Raw genomic sequence first — 18,615 nt, forward strand, 5'->3', positions numbered from 1 at the left:
CTCTGGCTGATTAACCGGATTTGATATGACCTGCCCCTCTAGCCATCGGCAACTGAATCATAAACGTTGTGTGGCCAGAGTGACTCTCAACGTGAATTTCTCCGTTCAGCTTTTCAACTAAGCCTTTGACTAACGCTAACCCCAAGCCAGTGCCGCCATGCTTCCACGGATCGGTGCTGGGAATGCGGTAAAACTTGTCGAAAATGCGCTCCTGTTCATCTTCCGGGATTTCGGTGCCAGAGTTGGTGACGCTAATCAAAAAGGTAGGACTACCCCCATTCGCAGGACCGGGATCAGCTTCAGTCCGTCTCGGCACCTCAGTGCTGCGGGCCGCTGGTTTGGCTGAAGCCGTTTCCACAATGCTCGCTGTAACCACAATTTGTTCGCCAGCCGGGGTATATTTGCAGGCATTATTGAGCAATTCGCTGAGAATGCGTTCCAGATCCGACAAATCGGTCGTTAGGGGTGGCAATTCGGGTGCTAGCTCTAGCTGAAGCTGCTGGTGTTGTAGTTGCGCTCGCTCGACAAACGGCTCTACAACATGGGGAATCCAGGTTTTCGGGTCGATGGTGGTAGGGACATAGGGTTCGGTGCCTGCATCGAGGCGCGATAGATCCAGCAGGTTATTGATCAGCGTAATTTCTCGCTGTCCCTCATCCTTGAGGATTTGCAAATAGCGAAAGACCGATTCAGCCGTGGCCTCGGTTAGCCCAATCCGCTCCAGGCTCATCTCCAGAAGCTGGGTCGCCATTTTGATATTGGCCATTGGTGTCCGCAGCTCGTGGGAAACGGTGCTGAGGAAGTCGTCCTTGATTCGGTGCAAATGTTCTAGCTCCTTGACTTGGGCCTGGGCCATTTGGTAAAGCCGCGATTGACGTAGAGCAATAGCGCACTGATTGGCCACCTGCTGCACCAAGCGAATTTCCTCTGGATTGAACCACCACTGATGCGATTTAAACAACCATAGATCGCCCAACACTCCCTGGTCATCGGTGACCGGACAGGCCAGACAAGCAAACCGAGCATCTTCACAAACGTCCCGCAGCAGTGGCTGGGTGAGGCAAAACTGGGCATACTGCCGTTGCAGCAACTGCTGATAAAGTTCTGGAACCTGGTCCATCGCCATTGATTTTCCCTCAGCTTTGGGATAGTCAGCGCAGAGATACTCGTAATAGACCGTTGAGGTGCGAGTTTCCAGATTGTAGAGCGCCACATCACAGCCCTGAAGGCCCAGTTCCAGCGCCAGCTCTCGCACTACGGTTTGCAAAATTTGGGCTTCGTCAAGACTATCCCGCACTTTTTCAGTAATTCGCCGCAACAGATCTTCAAACTCCAGGGCTTGTCGCAGTTGGGCCGTCTGTTCACGCACTTGAGTTTCTAAGGTAGTATTGGCAACCTCGATCTGCTGAAAGGAAAGACCAAGCGTTTCCGCCATTTGATTAAAGGCTTGTGCCGTGATCTGGATCTCCTGAATCGGCAGCACTTCTGGTACTCGTTGGTTCCGATCTCCGTTCGCCATCGCTTGGCTGGCTTGGCTGAGTTGCTGCATAGGTTTAGCGATCCAGCTAGAGGCCAATATGCCTAGACCCAACGCGATCAAAACAGCCGTGAGACACAACAATACGGTAACGCGACTATTGTGGTCGATCTGAGCCATGAAGTCGGTTTCGGGAATCACCACTACAATCAGCCAGTCCAACCCCAACGAATCGCGATAGGGCAAGACCCGCACATATCCCCGCTGTCCGTTGTCTGAGAAAGTCAGATGCTGAGGAGTTGTGATCTGGGCAAAGTCGCCAAACTGCTGCAGGAGCTGTTGAGCCGTCTGCCGAATTAAAGGATGGGAACTATCTGCTGCAGAAACTTGGCTCAGTTTCACCTTACCGTTTTGCTGTATGGTGCGATAAGGCAAGGCGTCGGTTGAGGTACCAATCAAGTTGCCATTGCGCTCAACAATGAACACCAAACCAGTTGCACTGATCTGGAGACTATCCAGAAATTGGTCAATCACAGACACCACCACGCCCGCTGAGGCGACTCCTTCTAGCTGGCCCGTTTGCAGATCGTAGATTGGCACATTGGCGTTGAGCGACAAATCGCGATTGTCTGGGGTTTGAAAAATCTGGCTCCAGACGGGTCGTTTGGCTTGCACCGCAGCCCGATACCAAGATATTTGCCGTACATCCGGCTTTAGGAAGGTTCCAACCAACCGAGTTTTCTCACCCGTTGAGTCGAGCTGATAGTTATGTACTTGGCCCTGGTCAGACGGATCCAGCTTCAGCAAATGCAGGCCGCCGCGTCGATTCACCGCTCGTAAATAGCCCTGCTCGGTGCCAATCAAAATGCCGCTGACCGAGTTAAACTGCTGCAACTGATGGAATAAATACTGCTCCAGAGCTGGGGGATTGTTCAACTCCAACTGGTTGAGCTGCACCGCATTTTGATTAATTGCCGTAATGAACTGCGGCGTTGCTAAATAGGTTTCCAGCTTCAACCTCACCCGCTCGCTAATTTCATTCTGGAGCTGCACCGCCAACCGATTCACCGTTTGTTGCCCGTGCCACCACGACAGCCAGCCGATCAAGGCCACCACCACTACAATCTGGATCAGGCTGGGAACTGTCAGCAGAATACGAATCGGAATTTTCTGGAAGTAGCCAATTCCCGAACATTTGCCAGCAGACTTTAAGGAAGGAACATCACGACGCAGCATGAAATCAGCGAAGTTGCTCAAGAGGTTTATCACCTGCTTTCACAGCTACAGGCAACTAATCAGATGAAAATTAGATGAAATTGACAAAGCGTAGGAGTCAAAAACGAAAAACCGCCGGAGACAAACTATAGCCAATCTGGAGCCGATCTGAGCAGATTTTGTGCAGGTGAATTCGGGATTCTACCGCTACCTCATTGCTAATTGATAGGGTGACGCTCTGCAAAACTGAGTTTGAATTCCCGCTGCCGACTTCAGCTCCCTTGACTCAGCCGAACAAGGTATCGATGGAAAGTGCAGAACTGGGGTAGAAATTAAACCAAAGCACCCTGATCTGTGAAAGATTTTCCACAATAGAGATAGTGCCTACAGAATCATCAGACAAAATCATTAGGCAAATTTTTCAGCGATAGACAAGTAGAGAGGAAACGAGTGTCTGCGAAGATGCACTGAATGACTACCTTAACTAATGACTATAACCTGCAGATTTGGCTAGGAGCGAGTTTGACATGGCTCATTTAACCCAACGCCGTCCCGAAAACACGGAAGGCGATTTCTACGTCGATTCCACCTGCATTGATTGCGATACCTGCCGCTGGATGGCACCAGAAGTATTCTACGAAATTGGCGATCAGTCGGCGGTCTATCATCAGCCAACCAATGAAACTGAACGCCTACGAGCAATGCAGGCGCTGCTATCCTGCCCAACCGCATCAATTGGCACGATCGAAAAACCGACTGATATCAAACAAGCCCAAGACAGTCTACCGAATCAGCTAGCCGAGCGAGTATATCACTGTGGCTATCACGCTGAACGCTCATTTGGAGCCGCGAGCTATCTGATTCAGCGCCCCGAAGGTAACGTGCTGGTTGACTCCCCCCGGTTTGCACCACCCCTGGTCAAACGTTTGGAACAGCTCGGAGGCGTGCGCTACCTCTACCTCACCCATCGCGACGATGTGGCCGATCACCAAAAGTTTCGTCAGCATTTTGGTTGCGAACGGATTTTGCATCAGGATGAAATCAGCAGCAGCACTCGCGATGTTGAAATTAAACTCACTGGCCTAGACCCAATTCAATTTGCTCCGGATTTGCTGATTATTCCGGTGCCCGGTCATACCAAAGGCCACACGGTTCTGCTCTACGACCAAAGGTTTCTGTTTACCGGCGATCACTTGGCCTGGTCCCCGCAGTTGAATCATCTTTACGCCTTTCGCAGTGCCTGCTGGTACTCCTGGACTGAATTAACTCACTCCATGCAACGCTTAGCCAACTACTCGTTTGAATGGGTACTTCCCGGCCACGGACGCCGCTTCCACAGCGACCGAGCCACCATGCGGCAGCAAATGCAGCAATGCCTAGCCTGGATGGAAGGGAAAGGGAAGTTTTAAACTTTAAGGTTGGGGGCAACCGCAGTTTGAGTTAGAAGGCAACAAAGTCAGGTGGGGTGAACCGGTGTAGGGATGATAGGGTGAAAGGGATGTGATTGGCCCGATTGCCTCATGGATATTAGCGGCACTTGGCTTGGAACCTACTGGCAGAATGGTCTACCCACTCGCTTTGAAGCCACCTTTGTGCAAAGCGGTAATTCCCTCAGCGGCAGCATGCTCGACGACAATTATTTGGGCGAAGCACAGCTCAGTGGTGAGGTGGTTGGGCGCAGCATTCGGTTTACCAAACGCTATCTCACCAGCTCACCCAATCCGGTCGATTATTCCGGCACAATTGCCGAGGATGCCAACTCGATGGCGGGCAATTGGCGCATTGGCTGGCTGTATTCGGGCAAATGGGAAGCGCATCGCTCGAATCAGGATTTGATGGCGGATCTAAAAAATCGCCTAGAGCAGAAGGTGCCCGCAACCGCCAATACACCATAAATACACACCACAAATACATTGTGAGAGCAATACCGATGGGAATGCCCTGTCAAGTCAATAGCATTTTGAAGCTGGCTCGTGGTCAAGATTTTCCGGAACCGCTGTTGCTGAATGCGTCCCATCAGGCGATTAAGTCAGGTTATCGGATTATTCCGCTCGATGTGCCGCTGCCCCTGGTAGATGAAGCATGGCTAGCTTACGCCGATGTGATCATTCATCAACTAGTCTGGCAAGACAACACAACTACGCTCAGCTTTACAATTAACCGGCTTTACGAGACTCCCTTTTCGGTCAAAATTGAGGAGTAAACGGATCGGAGCGCCGCATCCCAACTCTGATTATTGCAGGGGTATCTAATCGTGCATTTGTTAATTCCAGCTGCCGGATCGGGTCGCCGTATGGGCAGTGAACGCAACAAACTGCTGCTGCCGCTATTGGGTCAACCGGTGCTAGCCTGGACGCTACAAGCCGCGAAACAGGCCGAATCAATCGAGTGGATTGGCATTATTGGGCAACCCTGTGATTGGCAAAACTTCAAAGCGATTGTGGCGCAGCTTGGACTGGAAGATACGGTGCAGTTCATTCAGGGGGGGGCCACCCGGCAAGAATCGGTTTATTGCGGCCTCAAGGGGTTGCCCACAACGGCAGATCGGGTTCTGATTCACGATGGTGCCCGCTGTCTGGCTACACCCGATTTGTTTGATCACTGCGCTGAGGCTCTGCGGGACTGCTTAGGGCTAATCGCCGCTATCCCCGTGAAAGACACAATCAAAGTAGTGGATGCTCCGACTCAACTGATCACCGCAACGCCAGACCGCAGCAACCTCTGGGCGGCCCAAACACCGCAAGGATTCGTGGTACAGGATCTCCTTCAGTGCCACGAGCAGGGCATTCGTCAGGGTTGGGAAGTCACCGATGATGCCGCCTTATTCGAGCAGTGTGGTCTACCGGTGAAAATTGTGCTCGGAGAAGAAACCAACCTGAAAGTAACTACGCCGGTGGATTTGGCAATCGCTGAGTTCATTCTGAAACAACGCTCGATGCTCCCATAGGATTTCAGTGAGAAACAGGGGCAGAAGCAGGGACGGTGGAAATCAACAAAACGGATGCCCTCACTCCAGAGGAAGCAGCAGAGCTTAACGCGATTGGAGAACTCGATCGCATCTTCACCTATCTCAACTCGCTTCTGGTCGCTCAGCAATGACGCTCAGCAAATAATATCTAGATATCGAAAAGGGTAGTGGTTTATGGTATCTACGTGATATCATTTACAAGCAATACTGATTGAGTAACTTAAGACAACATCGATATCACCTCCTGCTGATTCTAAGTCAAGATGGTTTAAAATACGAAAACCCCCAAACAGGGTTTGTTTGAGGGCTGGAGTTCCTGAAAATCGTCACTGGTGATAATAATGACAATTAGATAAAAACTTTACAAGAGGGGTTTGACCCATTCAAAAAGAATGAAGCAGCGATGAAGCACTTGTAAAGCAACGATGAATCACCTTGTACAGTAGAGCAAACGGCAGACCTGAAGGGCGTTGCAGTCTCATCCAGCTACTGCTGCAACTCCCGCCCGGTCCAGAATTTGCGGAATCAAATCTTCCCGCCTCACCGCCATAATGTGAACCCCTTGGCAAAGCTGACGCGCCAGTTTGACTTGCTCTGCCGCAATTTGTACTCCTTCGTCCAGCGGATCCGTCGCCCGTTCTAACCGATCGATCAAATCTTGCGGAATCTGTACGCCCGGAACATTGCGGTTGATAAACTGGGCATTTTTGGCTGACTTTAGCAAGAAAATTCCGGCCAGGATCGGCTTGTTGCAACCTGCAGCAATTTGATCCATGAATTTTTCCAAGCGGTCAAAGTCCGAGATCAGCTGGCTCTGAAAGAACTTTGCTCCTGCCTCTACTTTGCGTTCAAACCGGCGTTGTAGCCCAGACCAGCTCGGACATTGAGGGTCTACCGCGGCTCCCGCGAACAGAGCCGTGGCTCCATCCGGTAAAGGTTTGTCGTTGAAATCTACACCTCGGTTGAGCTTATCAATCAGCTTCAGGAGCCGCACCGACTCTAGCTCGAATACGCCGCGAGCAGTGGGATGGTCGCCGGCCTTGATTGGGTCGCCAGTCAGCGCCAGGATGTTCTGAATTCCCAAAGCCTGAGCGCCCATCAGATCAGCTTGTAGACCAATCACATTCCGGTCGCGACAAGCCATTTGACAGACAGGTTCCAGTCCATGCTGTCGTAGCAAAACTGCCGCCGCTAGCGAAGACATCCGCAGCACTGCGCGACTGCCATCGGTAATATTCATGGCGTGCACGCGCCCTTTCAGCAATTGGGCCATTTGCAGCATGTGAGTTGGATCGCCGCCTTTGGGGGGCATCACCTCTGCGGTAATCAAGAACTCTTTTGCCTCAACTGCTTGCTGGAAGCGGGAAATCGGAAACGCTAGTTCAGCCGGAGAAGAATTGGACATGATCATTCAGTAGAAGATTCGGAAAAGCAAAGTTGAGTAGGTATAGCCAGAAGCAGCCGACTGCAACGCTATTTATGAGTCTATAGACTCAATGTTTAAATTCCTCTGTCTGAATGTACGAATTCATTGGCTTTTTGGGATTGGCTCAGGTTTTGTGTTTTTTTAACAAATCATCGTCGTTGCAAGTTCCGCAATCTGCTGGTCCGGTTAGATTTGCTGCACACTATGGAGTGATAGAAGAAATTTCACCCACTGGCAGCCAATGAAACGAATTGCTCTGAATGACTTGCCTGAAGAATCAGTGTCCCACAATCCGGCTATCAAAAAGAAGGTAATGCTGCGTTTGGGTGAGCTTCCCCACCTGACCAACTTCTCCCAAGCTCGGTTTGCCCCCGGCCAGGTTGCCGCAGCCCACGCTCACACCGATATGTGCGAGGTGTTTTTTGTCGAGGCGGGCGCTGGACTGATTTGCATTGATAGCCAGGAGTATGCCCTGACGGTCGGCACCTGTGTGGCGGTGGAACCGGGTGAGCAGCATGAAGTCCGCAATACGGGTTCCGAAGAGCTGGTGCTGACCTATTTTGGCCTGCGGGTGGAGCCAAGCCAATGAACCAAATGCCTTGGCGCGTGGTAGACCTGACCCATCCCCTCACTGCTACCATGCCCCTCTGGGCAGGCGATCCGGCCATCAAAATCCAACCCTGGGCTAGCTACGACCAGGAAGGCTACATGATCAATCGCCTGACCATCGGTGAGCATAGCGGTACCCACTGGGGCACACCCAACAGTTTCATTCCCAACGCCAGAAGCGCCGATCAGTTTACGGCACAGGAGCTGGTGGTTCCGGCCGTGGTGTTGGATAGGCGTGAATCGGCTGCACTCAACCCCGATTACTGCCTTTCTTTGGCCGATGTCGAAGCTTGGGAGGCAAGGCATGGGCTAGTTCCGTCCGGTAGCCTTGTGATTCTGTTTACCGGCTGGCAAGATCGCTGGAGCCATTCTCCTAGCTTTTTTAACCGAGATGCGCAAGGAACCTGTCACTTTCCGGGCTTTGGGGCAGAGGCCGTGGCCTTTCTGATTGCAGAACGCCACATTGTTGGCCTGGGAACCGATACGCATGGAGTCGATCCGGGAAGCGATCCTACCTACGCCGCCAGCATGGCTATCTATGAAGCTGACGGCCTCATTCTGGAATGTTTGGCTGGACTCGATCAACTGCCTCCAACGGGTGCAACTCTGGTAATCGGAGGATTGCCGGTTCAAGGCGGTTCGGGCAGCCCTGCCAGGGTATTGGCCTTGATTTCGGCAGTATAGAAGGTTACTCGGCAACTCACTGCTGCATCTTGGGGCGACTTGGGAATCTTGAGTATGGTCCTGCTCTAGCCTTCCTTATGGGTAAACTACGATTGACTTCAGCCAACTTGCAGCAGCAGTTGCAGCAGCTCCGATTTCAACAGCACAACATTCTACACCAATCCATTGTTGTGGGGCAGGTCGGGTTGCTGACCTGCGGAATTTTGCTAACCCTATTGGCAGGTCATAGTACCGCCCACGAAGGCTATGCCCGTCAGCGCCTCCAATTTCAGCGAGAGCGGCTTTCTAGGCCAACGGCAGAGCAACCGCCTGCATTTAAGCCAGGAACACTGGGAGTTTGCCATCTGTATCAGCTGTCGGGCTATTTAGCGATTGATCCACAGGGACAGGTAGTGCCCTTGAGTGAGTACTGTGAGCAGCAGCGCAATTGGGCCTGGTACGAAACCGGCGATTTTTGGCAAGAATTCCGTGAAGTGGCCAGTGCTGAAACGCTCAGCTATGCCCAAACCTTGGACCGCGACAAAGTCGAAGCCTACGCCCAGTCGATTTGCTCTTTCTTGGCCAACGGCAGCACAGTGCAGGAATTGGCCGAGATCAGAACAGATGCTCACCTCCCGGCAGATTTTGAGCGAGCGGTGACCGTAGCCGCGGTGAAGACCTTTTGTCGAGAGCATCGCCAGCAGATCAGAGAATAGGAGTTGGAGGCTAGTTTCAGCCCTTCAGACCAGAGTTCGTTCCAAGGCGGCCACATCGGGGATGCAGAGAATATCTCGCTCCCGCTGGATTAACCCTTTCTTTTCCAGCTTGCTGAGGACGCGGGTGACGGTTTCTCTAGCTAAACCACTGAGGCTACTCAACTCCCGATGGGGCAAATTGGGAATTTCGATACCTTGTTCACCAGGCTTGCCTTGCCCATCGGCCAAAAACAACAAAATGTCCGCTACTCGCGAAACGCTATCCGACTCTCGCAGCCGCAAACGTCGGTTAACCTGCCGCAAACGACGAGCCATTAACTGTGCTAGACGGATACCGGACTGGGGTTCGTTTGTCAGTAATTGTACGAAATCCTGAGCTGGCATATTGCCAATGATGGTAGGAACCAGCGTAATCACATCCGTGGACCGGGGGACTTCGTCGAGTGCTGCCATTTCGCCAAATAGCTCACCCTTACCTAAAATGTTGAGCGTTACCTCCTTACCATCTAAATTGTAAGTCCGAATTTTTACCCAACCGTCTAGAATAAAATATACTGAGCTGCCCCAATCGTTTTCGAGAAGCAGCACCTGGTTAGGAGGATGGTTTCGCACAACAACATGAGCCAAGGCTTGCTCAACGCTAGCCTCTGGCAAACCCTTGAAGAAAGGATTAGAACGAATTAGCGAAGCATCCCGTGTTTCGCGGGAATTGTACCGATCGTGCATGGAACCATGCCACTAACAATAGAGGGAGCAGTGAAGCAGACAGAAATCAGAAAAAACAATCAGAAACAATCAGAACTTATACACCCCGAAAACTGTACCAAGTCAGAAACTAGACAAACTAGAAGGACATTGTCGATTGCCAACTGTCCCCATCCCAGCGTAGCCGATTTTTTCTCAGTTAGATGAATTAACTGAGTTTAGTTTTAATTAAGTTTTAATGGTTGGCTTAGTTGTAACTGTTCAAGTTTAATCCCGTTAGACCAAAATAAGCCTAAGGGGCAGACTCACAGAGATCATAGCCCAGAGTCTACCCCAACTTTTGACAAAAGTTTATCAAGTTATCTATTCGCCACCAATACTGATGCTAGTACCGTAGATTTGAGCATCGGTTAAATTCAAGGCCTGCATGGTTGCGCCGGTTACATCCGCATGATATATGACAGCACGAGTTAAATTGACGCTGGTCAGGTTGGCTTCATTGAGGCTGGCATTGGTGAGATAGGCACCCGTCAGGTTAGCGCCTTCTAGATCGGCACCCGTTAGGTCTGCGCCTTCTAAATTCACACCCGTCAAGTCGGCACCGCGCAAATCAGTGCCGCGCAAATCAGCCCCAATCAAATGAGCTTGGCTGAGATCGGCATCCCGGAGGTCGCAACCCGCACAGGCGCGAGTATCAAGGAGTTGCTGCACATGGGCCGGGTTTTCCGCTTGAGCTGGGAGCGTCAGCAATAAGGTCGGCAACAAAGTCAGTGTTGCTAAAATAGAACGCTTCATAATCCGTCCTCCGTAAAATCGAGATGCTACGCGGTTGCTTCAACGGCCTTCTGATTAGCTACAGAGGCAATACTGCAAATTCCGAAAGCACAGCCAAGCCTCGGTGTCACAGGACAACGCTAAACCCCAGTCGCCCACCGGTTCAATCAGTCGCTTAAGTCCTTAAGAATGGCTGGAGCTTAACCCACGCATAGCGTTGCTATGGAATCTATGGAATATCCAGTTGGCAAGTTTCAATCAAAGCATTAACCAGAGCCGTGAAGCGATATCTCCTAACCTGCTTCTCCAACTCAAACCGATTTGACTCACACGGACAGATTCACCAACTCAAACAAGAACACGGCTCAAACTACATTCGCAATCACACCTAGTAGCCACCAAAACTTAGCAGTCACCAACAAGATGGTTATTATGGGCTTTCTAGCTTTTTCTAGCCTACTTATAGCGTAGAGTGTCAGGCTCAAAATTGCCTCACCCAAATGAAGGAAATGCCGCCGTCTGCATTCATTCTATGCGGCTAGAGGCAGAGCCTACTAAAATCGTTGTTCCGGTAACGGGCAGCACTCTAAAACGGCTTGCTGCAGGCAGGGTAACAAAGCCGTCACATAGCTACGCCAGCCAATAATGATGGGCTGCTGATGGGCCAAGGACTGGGCATCAATTCCATCGGGCATGAATCGTAAGGGTTCGCCGTTTAAGTCGCAACAAACCAAGCCAGCCGCTTGGGCCAAGGCAACCGGAGCTGTGGTGTCCCATAGTTTGACGCGGCGATTCAGGTACAGGTACAGTCCAGCCTGACCGCAGATGACTTGCAGCACCTTGAGGCCAAAACTGCCAATCGAGCTAAACTGAGCAGCAGGAATCAGATGAGCAATGGCGCTACCAAAACGTTTCTGATCTCTATATCCCAACAGAATGGGGCAGAAGTTGGCGGACGGATGGGCCGGCTCGACCGGCTGGAGTGGTTCTGCGGAGGCCATTCCTGTTGCTTGAAATAGGCCAATCTCAGAACCACCGTAATAAAGCTGATGAACCGCTGGAGCGTAGATCCAACCCGCCACTGGCTGATGCCTCACGAGCAGTCCGGCCATGACCGCATAGTGGGAGCGGCCGTGAATAAAGTCATCAGTACCATCTAATGGATCGACAAACCACTGTCGATCGGAAGGGGTAGCAAAGGCGCTCCAGGAATCTGGATTTTCTTCGCTAATGATGCAATCTGCCGGAAACAAACGTGTCAATCCTGCAGTGAGTTGCCGGTCCAAAGCACGATCCACGTCAGTGACATAGTCGTGCTTGCCTTTTTCATACACCTGAAACTCGTGGGCAGCCATTTGCTGGGCGGTCTGTCCGCAGCATTGCATCAATTGACGCATGGCTTGAATTTGGGCAGCGGTGAAGGGTGGCATGATCAGGGGTGGAGTGGAAGTAGTCAACTGTATTCTCGCTAAAGCATCCACTCAACGGTAGCGACTAGAAAGTATCGACAATGTATTGCAGGATTCCACGAGCAACAGCTTTGGCCAGAAGCTCACGAAAGTTGGAGTCGGCCAGTCTAGGAGCATCTTCTGCACCCGTCACAAATCCCAATTCAACCAGACTAGCTGGCATGTTAGTGCGTCGCAAAACAAAAAATCTGGCTTCTTTGACACCGCGATTGTTCATGCCAGTTGCCTCCAGCAAGCTGTCTAGCAGGTAGGCGGATAACTCTCGACCAGCAGCAGACGAGTAAAAATAGGTTTCGACCCCATTGACATCAGGGCGGCTCATGCTGATGGCATTGGCGTGGATGCTGACAAAAATATCGGCGTTGGCGCGATTAGCCAGAGCAACGCGAGGTTCAAGGCCCACTTCACGCTCATCGGCGCGGGTCAGAATAATCTCAGCTCCATTCTGTTGCAGCAGTTCGGCTACCCGCAAACTCACCTCCAGAACAATATCGGTCTCCCGTAGACCCCCAATGCCAATCGCCCCCGGATCGCGTCCGCCATGACCTGGATCGATCACAATCAAAACGCGCTGGTTTGCCACATTTGGCAGTTGGTCTAGGGGAGGCAGGATGCGCGTCCGAGTGGTTTCACCCGGAACAAACCGCCGCTGGGGACGCCCAGCCAAGCTCAGCGCAAGCGACTGACTGACCCGGCTAATTTCACCAATTTGTACACCCGGTGCGGGTTGTAAGCCAATTATCACACCGCTTTCAGCTTGTTGGGCACGCAGGCTTAGCAATGGGCTGCGGTTATCCAACGTAGGGTTCGTGAAATCTCTAGCCAAGCGAGCTTGAGGAATGCGAATTTGATAGGTGGAGGTAGTCTGGTCCCAGCCGCTGGTATAGTTGGTCAGAGGTTGATCGGCCCGAATTGTCACACCTCGACCGTTGGTAGCGACTTCAACCGTTTGAATCACAGCTGCATCAACATAGGGAATGACTTCGATCGGAATGCGGGTTTCACGGTCACGGTTAGCGCGGCGCTCAGCTCGACTGAGGCGTCTGGGAGGCGGCAGTTGCACACTCCAGCCCGTTTGGCTGGTGCCCTGTACGATTACCTGAGCGGGGTCAATCGTGTATTCGTTCTCCAATTCGATCACGATTCGGGCAGTATCATCGTCTTCGCGGCGGATTTCAATCTCGTCGATGGCTCCGTCTCCATCTTCGCGGATGCGCCTGCGCTCTAATGACGTGTTGGGTAGGTCAATGACCAACCGCACCGGATCAGTCAAAAGCTGGACTCTTGGTTGAACCGGCTCATCGGTACTGAAGATAAGCTGGTTCTGAGCCTGATTGAACTGCCAGGACTGTAGCCTCGCGGCTTCTGCAGATAGGGAAATTAACAAAACACTGAGGGTGCCCAGCACGCCGGACATTAACCAGGGAAGTTTCACAATTCGGATGGCTCCTCGCGATTATCGCGATTGATCACTCAAGGATTGGGAGTAAATGAGGTCGATGAAGTGAGTAAATCTGGGACTCGATTGACCTTACAGAATGGGGAGACAAACAGCAGCAAAATCTATCCCAGTCAGAGCAGCAAGCCCCCTGAGGACATCATGACTTCTACCCGCATCCACGATATCAAAGAACGGCTTCTTCGGGTCGAGGGGCGAGATCTTTTTCGCTACCAATGCCCTAGCCAACTCAGTAATTGAAGCCACCCAGACCCTAATCAACGATTAGAGCAAATGCAGAGCCAGTAACAAATCCTACCTTACTCGTTACTTGCTATCCTTAAGCATGCAGCAGTTCATACAAACCAACAGCAGCAAAAATCAGGAATAGCGTACCGCCCAGCATAGTAATCGTGCGTTCAGAAATACGGCCACACACCATTCGCCCGCAAACTACTGCAATGGCGGCGCAAACAGCATGACCTAGAATAGCGCCTAACGCCACACCGATTGGATTGTTAGCCGCCGCAAGGGCAATCGTAGCGATCTGAGTGCGATCGCCCCACTCTGCTAAAAAGGTCAACCCAAAGGCTTCTGTGACAATGGCAAAGGGAGTATGCCGCTTGGGCAGCTTTTCTTCAGCCTGCTTAACCGCCATCAGTGCTTCTTGCTGCTCTTCCACGCAGGCTTGATCCGTCATCTGACTAGCGTTGTAGAGTAATTTGAAGCCAAAGCCCATAAACAAGAGCACTTTAGCCCAATGCACATAAACGGCTGGCAGTAGGGTAGCCGCCTGACCAAATAGCACTGACAAAATGGTCATCAGAGCCAAGGCTGCCACTGCCCCTACAAACACCCAACGCCGGGGATGACGCATCGCCAAAATAGCGGCAATAAAAAACGTCTTATCGCCCAGTTCGGAAACGGTAATTAATAAAAGCCCTGCGGTAAAAGCAGTCAACATCCTCAAGCTCCTCTCTCAAATCGGTAGGGAATCAATGGATTTGAGTGAGCTTGATGAACCAATAAGACTCCACCAAGCTCACATCTGTGAACTTAGTGAAGGTCTCACTTACAAGCCTCTGAACGCTCAGAATGAAAACACGGCTTTACCCTACCTTGCTTCATCCAGACTTTAAGCGATCAGCGCCTGTCACTTAAGCCAGGTTCATCACCAGTATGTTGACTTAAGTAGTCTAGCCTACGAGAAATTGGCTGAAAAACCTTTTTAAGAAAGGCTCAAAAGTGCCTCTATGCTAGCAGCTACTCCCCTTCGCTTCAGGATGAATCTAACGTTTGATGCTGTTCTCTGTCAATAGGTAGAGGCAAAATGGATAGTCAGGCACTTGAGTAACCAAGTTTTAAGAAGCAGGCGCAGCCAGCACCCCATTTAGGAAAATATCGGCCATGCCTTCAGCCATCTCCAGCATGGCTTGGGGAGACGAATCACCAGGCATAATCGTGTCTCGACTGAACCCGGCAATGGTAAACATGCCTAAGAAAACTTGAGCCACAATTCGAGGATTCATGCGGCGATAGATGCCCTGATCCATTGCCGTTTCAAAAAAAGCTTCCGCCACATCCGTCATTTTAGTGATCACCTCAGACTGAATTTGTTCGCGTAGGTCTGGATGAAACTGCGCTTCCATGAAGCAAACCCGCAGCAGATCAGCATTTTGGTGTAGGTTCAGCATCCGTTTCCGCATCACCTGAGCGATGGCTTTGTAACTGGCCATTTCACTCAACTCGGTGAGCAAATCCGTCAGAATTTCGACCCAACCTTGAGTGGCAACCTCGATCAAAATCGCTTTTTTATTTTCGAAGTGACGGAAAATTGTCCCCTCAGCAACACCAGCTTCCTGCGCCAAATCCCGCGTGGTCGTACCATCATAGCCGTGGCGAGCAAACAGCTTCCTAGCGGCTTGTAAAATGCGAGTTTGGGTTTCTACCTCAGTCGAAGCATTGGAGAAAACAGGGCGCATAATAGCAAATTACCTAGGGTTATTTAGCCGATATTAGCGGTATTACCTGCTGAAGTGATGGGGTAATCCGTAAAACTTTACAGATTATTACTGAATTGATCAAAAGGTTGATGCAAATCGCTGCGCAATCCCAGGAAATTTAGCAATTCTACACACTGCGGTTGCCAAACGGCTTAAACTGGCCCTGCTCTAGTTCCTGCGTCAACAGGGTTTCGATCGCTTGCACATCTCGCGGTTGGGAAAACAAATAGCCTTGGGCGTATTCACAGCGGAGCGAGCGGAGCTGAGCTAATTGCTTGGGAGTCTCCACCCCTTCAGCCACCACCTCCATGCCCAGATTCCAGGCCAGGGTAATGATGGTTCGCACGATTGCCAATTGTTCGCCATCGATATCTACCCGCTGAATAAAGGAGCGATCGACCTTGAGCGTGTCAATCGGAAACCGATGCAGATAGCTAAGAGAAGAATAGCCAGTGCCAAAATCATCAATCGCCAACTGAATGCCAAGTTGCTTCAACTGAGTCAGCGTGGTAATCGCCGATTCGGCATGGCCCATTAGGACGCTTTCGGTAATCTCTAGCTTCAGGTATTCACCAGCCAGTTCGGTTTCTTGCAAAATTTGGTACACTTGGTCAACTAAGTAGGGCGTAAACTGCTTACTGGAAAGATTAATGTTCACCGTCAGGGGTTGCCAGTCGGGGAACTGCTTTTGCCATTGGCGCATCTGACGGCAAGCTTCTCGCAACACCCATTCGCCAATTGAGTTAATCAAGCCGCTTTCTTCGGCAATCGGTACAAACTTGGCCGGTGAAATTAGCCCCTGCTGGGGGTGCTGCCAGCGAATCAGAGCTTCAAACCCCACGAGGCGATTGGTGCGCAGAGAGACTATGGGCTGGTAGTGCAAGCGTAATTCTTGCCGCTCGATCGCTCGCCGCAGGTCCGTTTCCATTTGCAGCAAGGCCACTGCCGAACTGTGCATGCGGGGATGAAAAATTTGATAGCGGCCTCTTCCCTGGGTTTTAGCCCGGTACATAGCGAGATCGGCATCGCGCAGCAGATCGTCTGGACGGTTAAAGCCAATGCTGCTGAAGGTAATGCCAATACTGGCGCTGGTGAAAATTTCTCGCCCTTCCAAATTGAATGGAGCGGACAGTTCCTGCAGAATTTTCTGAGCAGCCATAATCACCTGATCATGGATTTTGATGTTCTCCAGCAGCACAACAAATTCATCTCCCCCCAATCGGGCAACCGTATCGTTGGGGCGCAGGCAGGTTAGAAGCCGCCGTGATATTTCACTCAGAAGCTGATCGCCAATGGCATGCCCTAGACTGTCATTGATCATCTTGAAGCGGTCTAGATCAATAAACAAAACCGCGAATAAATAGTCGGGTTTACAACGGGCCAAATCGCCAGCGGACCTTAAGCGTTCCATCAGGAAAACCCGGTTGGGTAGACCAGTCAGAGTATCGTATAACGCATCATGAACGAGCCGTTCTTCAACATGTTTGAGGCCAGTCACATCAGTTTGAATGCCTACAAACCGAATGGCTTTCCCAAGAGCGTTCCGGACCACTTGGCCGCGACTGAGCACCCAGCGATAGCTACCATCTTGATGCAAAATTCGATATTCGCTTTCAAATCGCCAGCTCAATCCTTCTAGGTGAGCAGTCAGTTCTCGCTGGACCCAATAGCGATCCTCTGGGTGAATTCGCTCCAACCAAGCGTCGGGGCAACTGTCAATCTCGGTTTCCTGGTGTCCTAGCATCCGTTTCCACTGAGGCGAAAAGAAGATGCCATTGGTTTCTAGGTTCCAATCCCAGAGGCCATCGCCGGTTCCTGCGAAAGCAAGCAAATAGCGTTCCTCATTCTGGTGTAGCTGATCCAGCGCCATGCTGAGCTGCTGCTTTTCTTGCAGAGCGTGAATCACATACTCCAACAGTGAGACTGTCAAATCCGCCTTTGAGAAACAGGTGATGCCGCTCAACCGAAAAACCGCCTGTTCCTCGGGGCTGTCGGTCAAGAATAGAATCATCCCTTTATAGTTATCAAAGATTGACTCATGTACGAGTCCCAAGACACTGTGTTGCCCTAGCCGGCTGTTGAGTAGATAAACCTGGTGCTGTTGTTGCGCTAACGATTGCAGAACGGCTTCAAAGGTTTCTACCTGTTCCAGCTCATACCGTTGTTCAGGATAGGTCTGAAATTGAGCAATTAACCCAGCAATTAAGATAATATCTTCGGGATCATCTTCGGCTAAAAGGATACGGACTGATTTGCACATAGCTCATGGGATCCACCTCGATCGAGTGAAACATAAGGTCCAACCGAGAGTATTTTCAGAATTCCCACAATTTAGCTCAATGCTCAATTTGGATAAGCGGTTGGATGCAGATCCGCTTGATGCTCACATCGATGTTTACACAAACTAATTTTGCAGGGCTGCACAGTAAGCCGTGACAAGGGCGTCGATACCCGTAATTGCTGTGCCAACTACAATCGCGTAGGCCCCTAGGTCGAGCGCCTGTTGGGCCATTTTGGGTGAAGCAATGCCGCCTTCGCAAATTACGGGAACCTCCAGCTGCTCTACCATTTGGCCAAGTAGATCAAAGCCCGGTGGGGTGAGGTGCTCGGTTGCTGACGTATACCCATAAAGCGTGGTACCGACCAGATCGGCGCCAGCTGCGGCAGCTTGCAGCGCAGCATCCAGGCTGTCCACATCGGCCATCACGGGTTTGTCGAGCTGCTGGTGAATTTGTTGAATCAAGCCAGCAACCGTTTCACCGTTTGGACGTGGGCGTAAGGTAGCATCAATCGCAATAATATCGGCACCGGCAACAGCAATAATTTTGGCGTGATCAAACTGGGGTGTAATGTAAACCTGATAGCCTGGGAGCTGCTGTTTCCAAAGGCCAATGATCGGCACATCGACTCGCTGCCGCACCGCTTGAATATGAGACGGTGTGTCAATCCGGACTCCTACCGCACCGCGATTCACGGCAGCCTCCGCCATTGCAGCAATTACATTCGGATCATGCAGAGGCGATTCAATGGGCGCTTGGCAAGAAACAATCAAACCCTGGTGCAATTGCTGAATTACCGAAGAAGACTCTGGCATAAAGGGTGGAGGAATCGGAATATTGATCAAGCCTGATCAAGCCAGTCTCTGGCCTATC

General features: G+C 51.2%; 17 protein-coding genes. 7 read left to right on the forward strand and 10 right to left on the reverse strand.

Annotated elements, in window-relative coordinates:
• Nucleotides 1-10 precede the first annotated feature (10 nt).
• Entirely contained in the window at nucleotides 11-2,734 is a 2,724-nt protein-coding gene (locus tag HJG54_RS03125; protein ID WP_316433314.1) for an ATP-binding protein, read from the reverse strand.
• Between the two features lie 485 nt (nucleotides 2,735-3,219).
• Here HJG54_RS03125 and HJG54_RS03130 point away from each other — a divergent pair, with 485 nt between their 5' ends.
• The 4 genes from HJG54_RS03130 to ispD all read left to right on the forward strand — a co-directional run bounded on the left by HJG54_RS03130 (nucleotide 3,220) and on the right by ispD (nucleotide 5,639).
• Complete coding sequence (locus tag HJG54_RS03130; RefSeq protein WP_316433316.1) at nucleotides 3,220-4,101, forward strand: MBL fold metallo-hydrolase; 882 nt, start codon at nucleotides 3,220-3,222, stop codon at nucleotides 4,099-4,101.
• A gap of 111 nt (nucleotides 4,102-4,212) precedes the next feature.
• Nucleotides 4,213-4,587 (forward strand): hypothetical protein, encoded by a 375-nt coding sequence (locus HJG54_RS03135; protein WP_316433317.1) that lies wholly within the window; start codon nucleotides 4,213-4,215, stop codon nucleotides 4,585-4,587.
• Between the two features lie 35 nt (nucleotides 4,588-4,622).
• Nucleotides 4,623-4,895 carry a DUF2584 family protein gene (locus tag HJG54_RS03140; RefSeq protein WP_316433318.1) on the forward strand — a complete coding sequence of 91 codons (273 nt, stop codon included), beginning with the start codon at nucleotides 4,623-4,625 and terminating at the stop codon, nucleotides 4,893-4,895.
• Nucleotides 4,896-4,946: 51 nt separating this feature from the next.
• Nucleotides 4,947-5,639 (forward strand): 2-C-methyl-D-erythritol 4-phosphate cytidylyltransferase, encoded by a 693-nt coding sequence (gene ispD / locus HJG54_RS03145; protein ID WP_316433319.1) that lies wholly within the window; start codon nucleotides 4,947-4,949, stop codon nucleotides 5,637-5,639.
• A gap of 499 nt (nucleotides 5,640-6,138) precedes the next feature.
• Here ispD and HJG54_RS03150 read toward each other — a convergent pair whose 3' ends face one another.
• Nucleotides 6,139-7,065, reverse strand: coding sequence for a methylenetetrahydrofolate reductase (locus tag HJG54_RS03150; protein WP_316433320.1), 927 nt, complete (start codon nucleotides 7,063-7,065; stop codon nucleotides 6,139-6,141).
• 262 nt (nucleotides 7,066-7,327) lie between these two features.
• Here HJG54_RS03150 and HJG54_RS03155 point away from each other — a divergent pair, with 262 nt between their 5' ends.
• The 3 genes from HJG54_RS03155 (at nucleotide 7,328) to HJG54_RS03165 (ending at nucleotide 9,074) form a co-directional block, all read left to right on the forward strand.
• Nucleotides 7,328-7,675, forward strand: coding sequence for a cupin domain-containing protein (locus HJG54_RS03155; protein WP_316433322.1), 348 nt, complete (start codon nucleotides 7,328-7,330; stop codon nucleotides 7,673-7,675).
• A complete protein-coding gene (locus HJG54_RS03160; RefSeq protein WP_316433323.1) occupies nucleotides 7,672-8,379 on the forward strand; it encodes a cyclase family protein in 708 nt (235 codons plus the stop codon). The genes HJG54_RS03155 and HJG54_RS03160 overlap by 4 nt, the downstream gene beginning before the upstream one ends.
• 77 nt (nucleotides 8,380-8,456) lie before the next feature.
• Nucleotides 8,457-9,074, forward strand: a complete 618-nt coding sequence (locus HJG54_RS03165) for a hypothetical protein (RefSeq protein ID WP_316433324.1) — start codon at nucleotides 8,457-8,459, stop codon at nucleotides 9,072-9,074.
• Nucleotides 9,075-9,098: 24 nt separating this feature from the next.
• On the opposite strand, the gene HJG54_RS03170 is transcribed toward HJG54_RS03165, so the two are convergent.
• The 8 genes from HJG54_RS03170 to HJG54_RS03205 form a co-directional block, all read right to left on the reverse strand.
• A complete protein-coding gene (locus HJG54_RS03170; protein WP_316433325.1) occupies nucleotides 9,099-9,800 on the reverse strand; it encodes a Crp/Fnr family transcriptional regulator in 702 nt (233 codons plus the stop codon).
• Between the two features lie 342 nt (nucleotides 9,801-10,142).
• On the reverse strand, nucleotides 10,143-10,574 hold the full coding sequence (locus HJG54_RS03175; RefSeq protein WP_316433326.1) for a pentapeptide repeat-containing protein: 432 nt from the start codon (nucleotides 10,572-10,574) through the stop codon (nucleotides 10,143-10,145).
• A 533-nt stretch (nucleotides 10,575-11,107) separates the two neighbouring features.
• Complete coding sequence (locus HJG54_RS03180) at nucleotides 11,108-12,010, reverse strand: inositol monophosphatase family protein (protein WP_316433327.1); 903 nt, start codon at nucleotides 12,008-12,010, stop codon at nucleotides 11,108-11,110.
• A 37-nt stretch (nucleotides 12,011-12,047) separates the two neighbouring features.
• Nucleotides 12,048-13,457, reverse strand: coding sequence for an N-acetylmuramoyl-L-alanine amidase (locus HJG54_RS03185; protein ID WP_316433328.1), 1,410 nt, complete (start codon nucleotides 13,455-13,457; stop codon nucleotides 12,048-12,050).
• A gap of 343 nt (nucleotides 13,458-13,800) precedes the next feature.
• Complete coding sequence (locus tag HJG54_RS03190) at nucleotides 13,801-14,424, reverse strand: TMEM165/GDT1 family protein (RefSeq protein WP_316433329.1); 624 nt, start codon at nucleotides 14,422-14,424, stop codon at nucleotides 13,801-13,803.
• Between the two features lie 397 nt (nucleotides 14,425-14,821).
• Entirely contained in the window at nucleotides 14,822-15,442 is a 621-nt protein-coding gene (locus tag HJG54_RS03195) for a TetR/AcrR family transcriptional regulator (protein WP_316433330.1), read from the reverse strand.
• A 148-nt stretch (nucleotides 15,443-15,590) separates the two neighbouring features.
• Complete coding sequence (locus HJG54_RS03200; RefSeq protein ID WP_316433331.1) at nucleotides 15,591-17,723, reverse strand: putative bifunctional diguanylate cyclase/phosphodiesterase; 2,133 nt, start codon at nucleotides 17,721-17,723, stop codon at nucleotides 15,591-15,593.
• 144 nt (nucleotides 17,724-17,867) lie between these two features.
• The gene (locus tag HJG54_RS03205; RefSeq protein WP_316433332.1) at nucleotides 17,868-18,557 is read right to left on the reverse strand and encodes an N-acetylmannosamine-6-phosphate 2-epimerase; all 690 of its coding nucleotides are present in this window, start codon (nucleotides 18,555-18,557) and stop codon (nucleotides 17,868-17,870) included.
• Nucleotides 18,558-18,615: the final 58 nt, after the last annotated feature.

The organism is Leptolyngbya sp. NK1-12, from assembly GCF_032598965.1.
GTDB lineage: Bacteria > Cyanobacteriota > Cyanobacteriia > Elainellales > Elainellaceae > Elainella.

Excerpts from the sequence above, each read along its gene's own strand:
- HJG54_RS03205 (WP_316433332.1), bottom strand. The coding sequence starts at position 18,557 with ATGCCAGAGTCTTCTTCGGTAATTCAGCAATTGCACCAGGGTTTGATT.
- HJG54_RS03150 (WP_316433320.1), bottom strand. The coding sequence starts at position 7,065 with ATGTCCAATTCTTCTCCGGCTGAACTAGCGTTTCCGATTTCCCGCTTC.
- HJG54_RS03190 (WP_316433329.1), bottom strand. The coding sequence starts at position 14,424 with ATGTTGACTGCTTTTACCGCAGGGCTTTTATTAATTACCGTTTCCGAA.
- HJG54_RS03155 (WP_316433322.1), top strand. The coding sequence starts at position 7,328 with ATGAAACGAATTGCTCTGAATGACTTGCCTGAAGAATCAGTGTCCCAC.
- HJG54_RS03160 (WP_316433323.1), top strand. The coding sequence starts at position 7,672 with ATGAACCAAATGCCTTGGCGCGTGGTAGACCTGACCCATCCCCTCACT.
- HJG54_RS03135 (WP_316433317.1), top strand. The coding sequence starts at position 4,213 with ATGGATATTAGCGGCACTTGGCTTGGAACCTACTGGCAGAATGGTCTA.
- HJG54_RS03175 (WP_316433326.1), bottom strand. The coding sequence starts at position 10,574 with ATGAAGCGTTCTATTTTAGCAACACTGACTTTGTTGCCGACCTTATTG.
- HJG54_RS03195 (WP_316433330.1), bottom strand. The coding sequence starts at position 15,442 with ATGCGCCCTGTTTTCTCCAATGCTTCGACTGAGGTAGAAACCCAAACT.
- HJG54_RS03165 (WP_316433324.1), top strand. The coding sequence starts at position 8,457 with ATGGGTAAACTACGATTGACTTCAGCCAACTTGCAGCAGCAGTTGCAG.
- HJG54_RS03130 (WP_316433316.1), top strand. The coding sequence starts at position 3,220 with ATGGCTCATTTAACCCAACGCCGTCCCGAAAACACGGAAGGCGATTTC.
- HJG54_RS03200 (WP_316433331.1), bottom strand. The coding sequence starts at position 17,723 with ATGTGCAAATCAGTCCGTATCCTTTTAGCCGAAGATGATCCCGAAGAT.
- HJG54_RS03140 (WP_316433318.1), top strand. The coding sequence starts at position 4,623 with ATGGGAATGCCCTGTCAAGTCAATAGCATTTTGAAGCTGGCTCGTGGT.
- HJG54_RS03170 (WP_316433325.1), bottom strand. The coding sequence starts at position 9,800 with ATGCACGATCGGTACAATTCCCGCGAAACACGGGATGCTTCGCTAATT.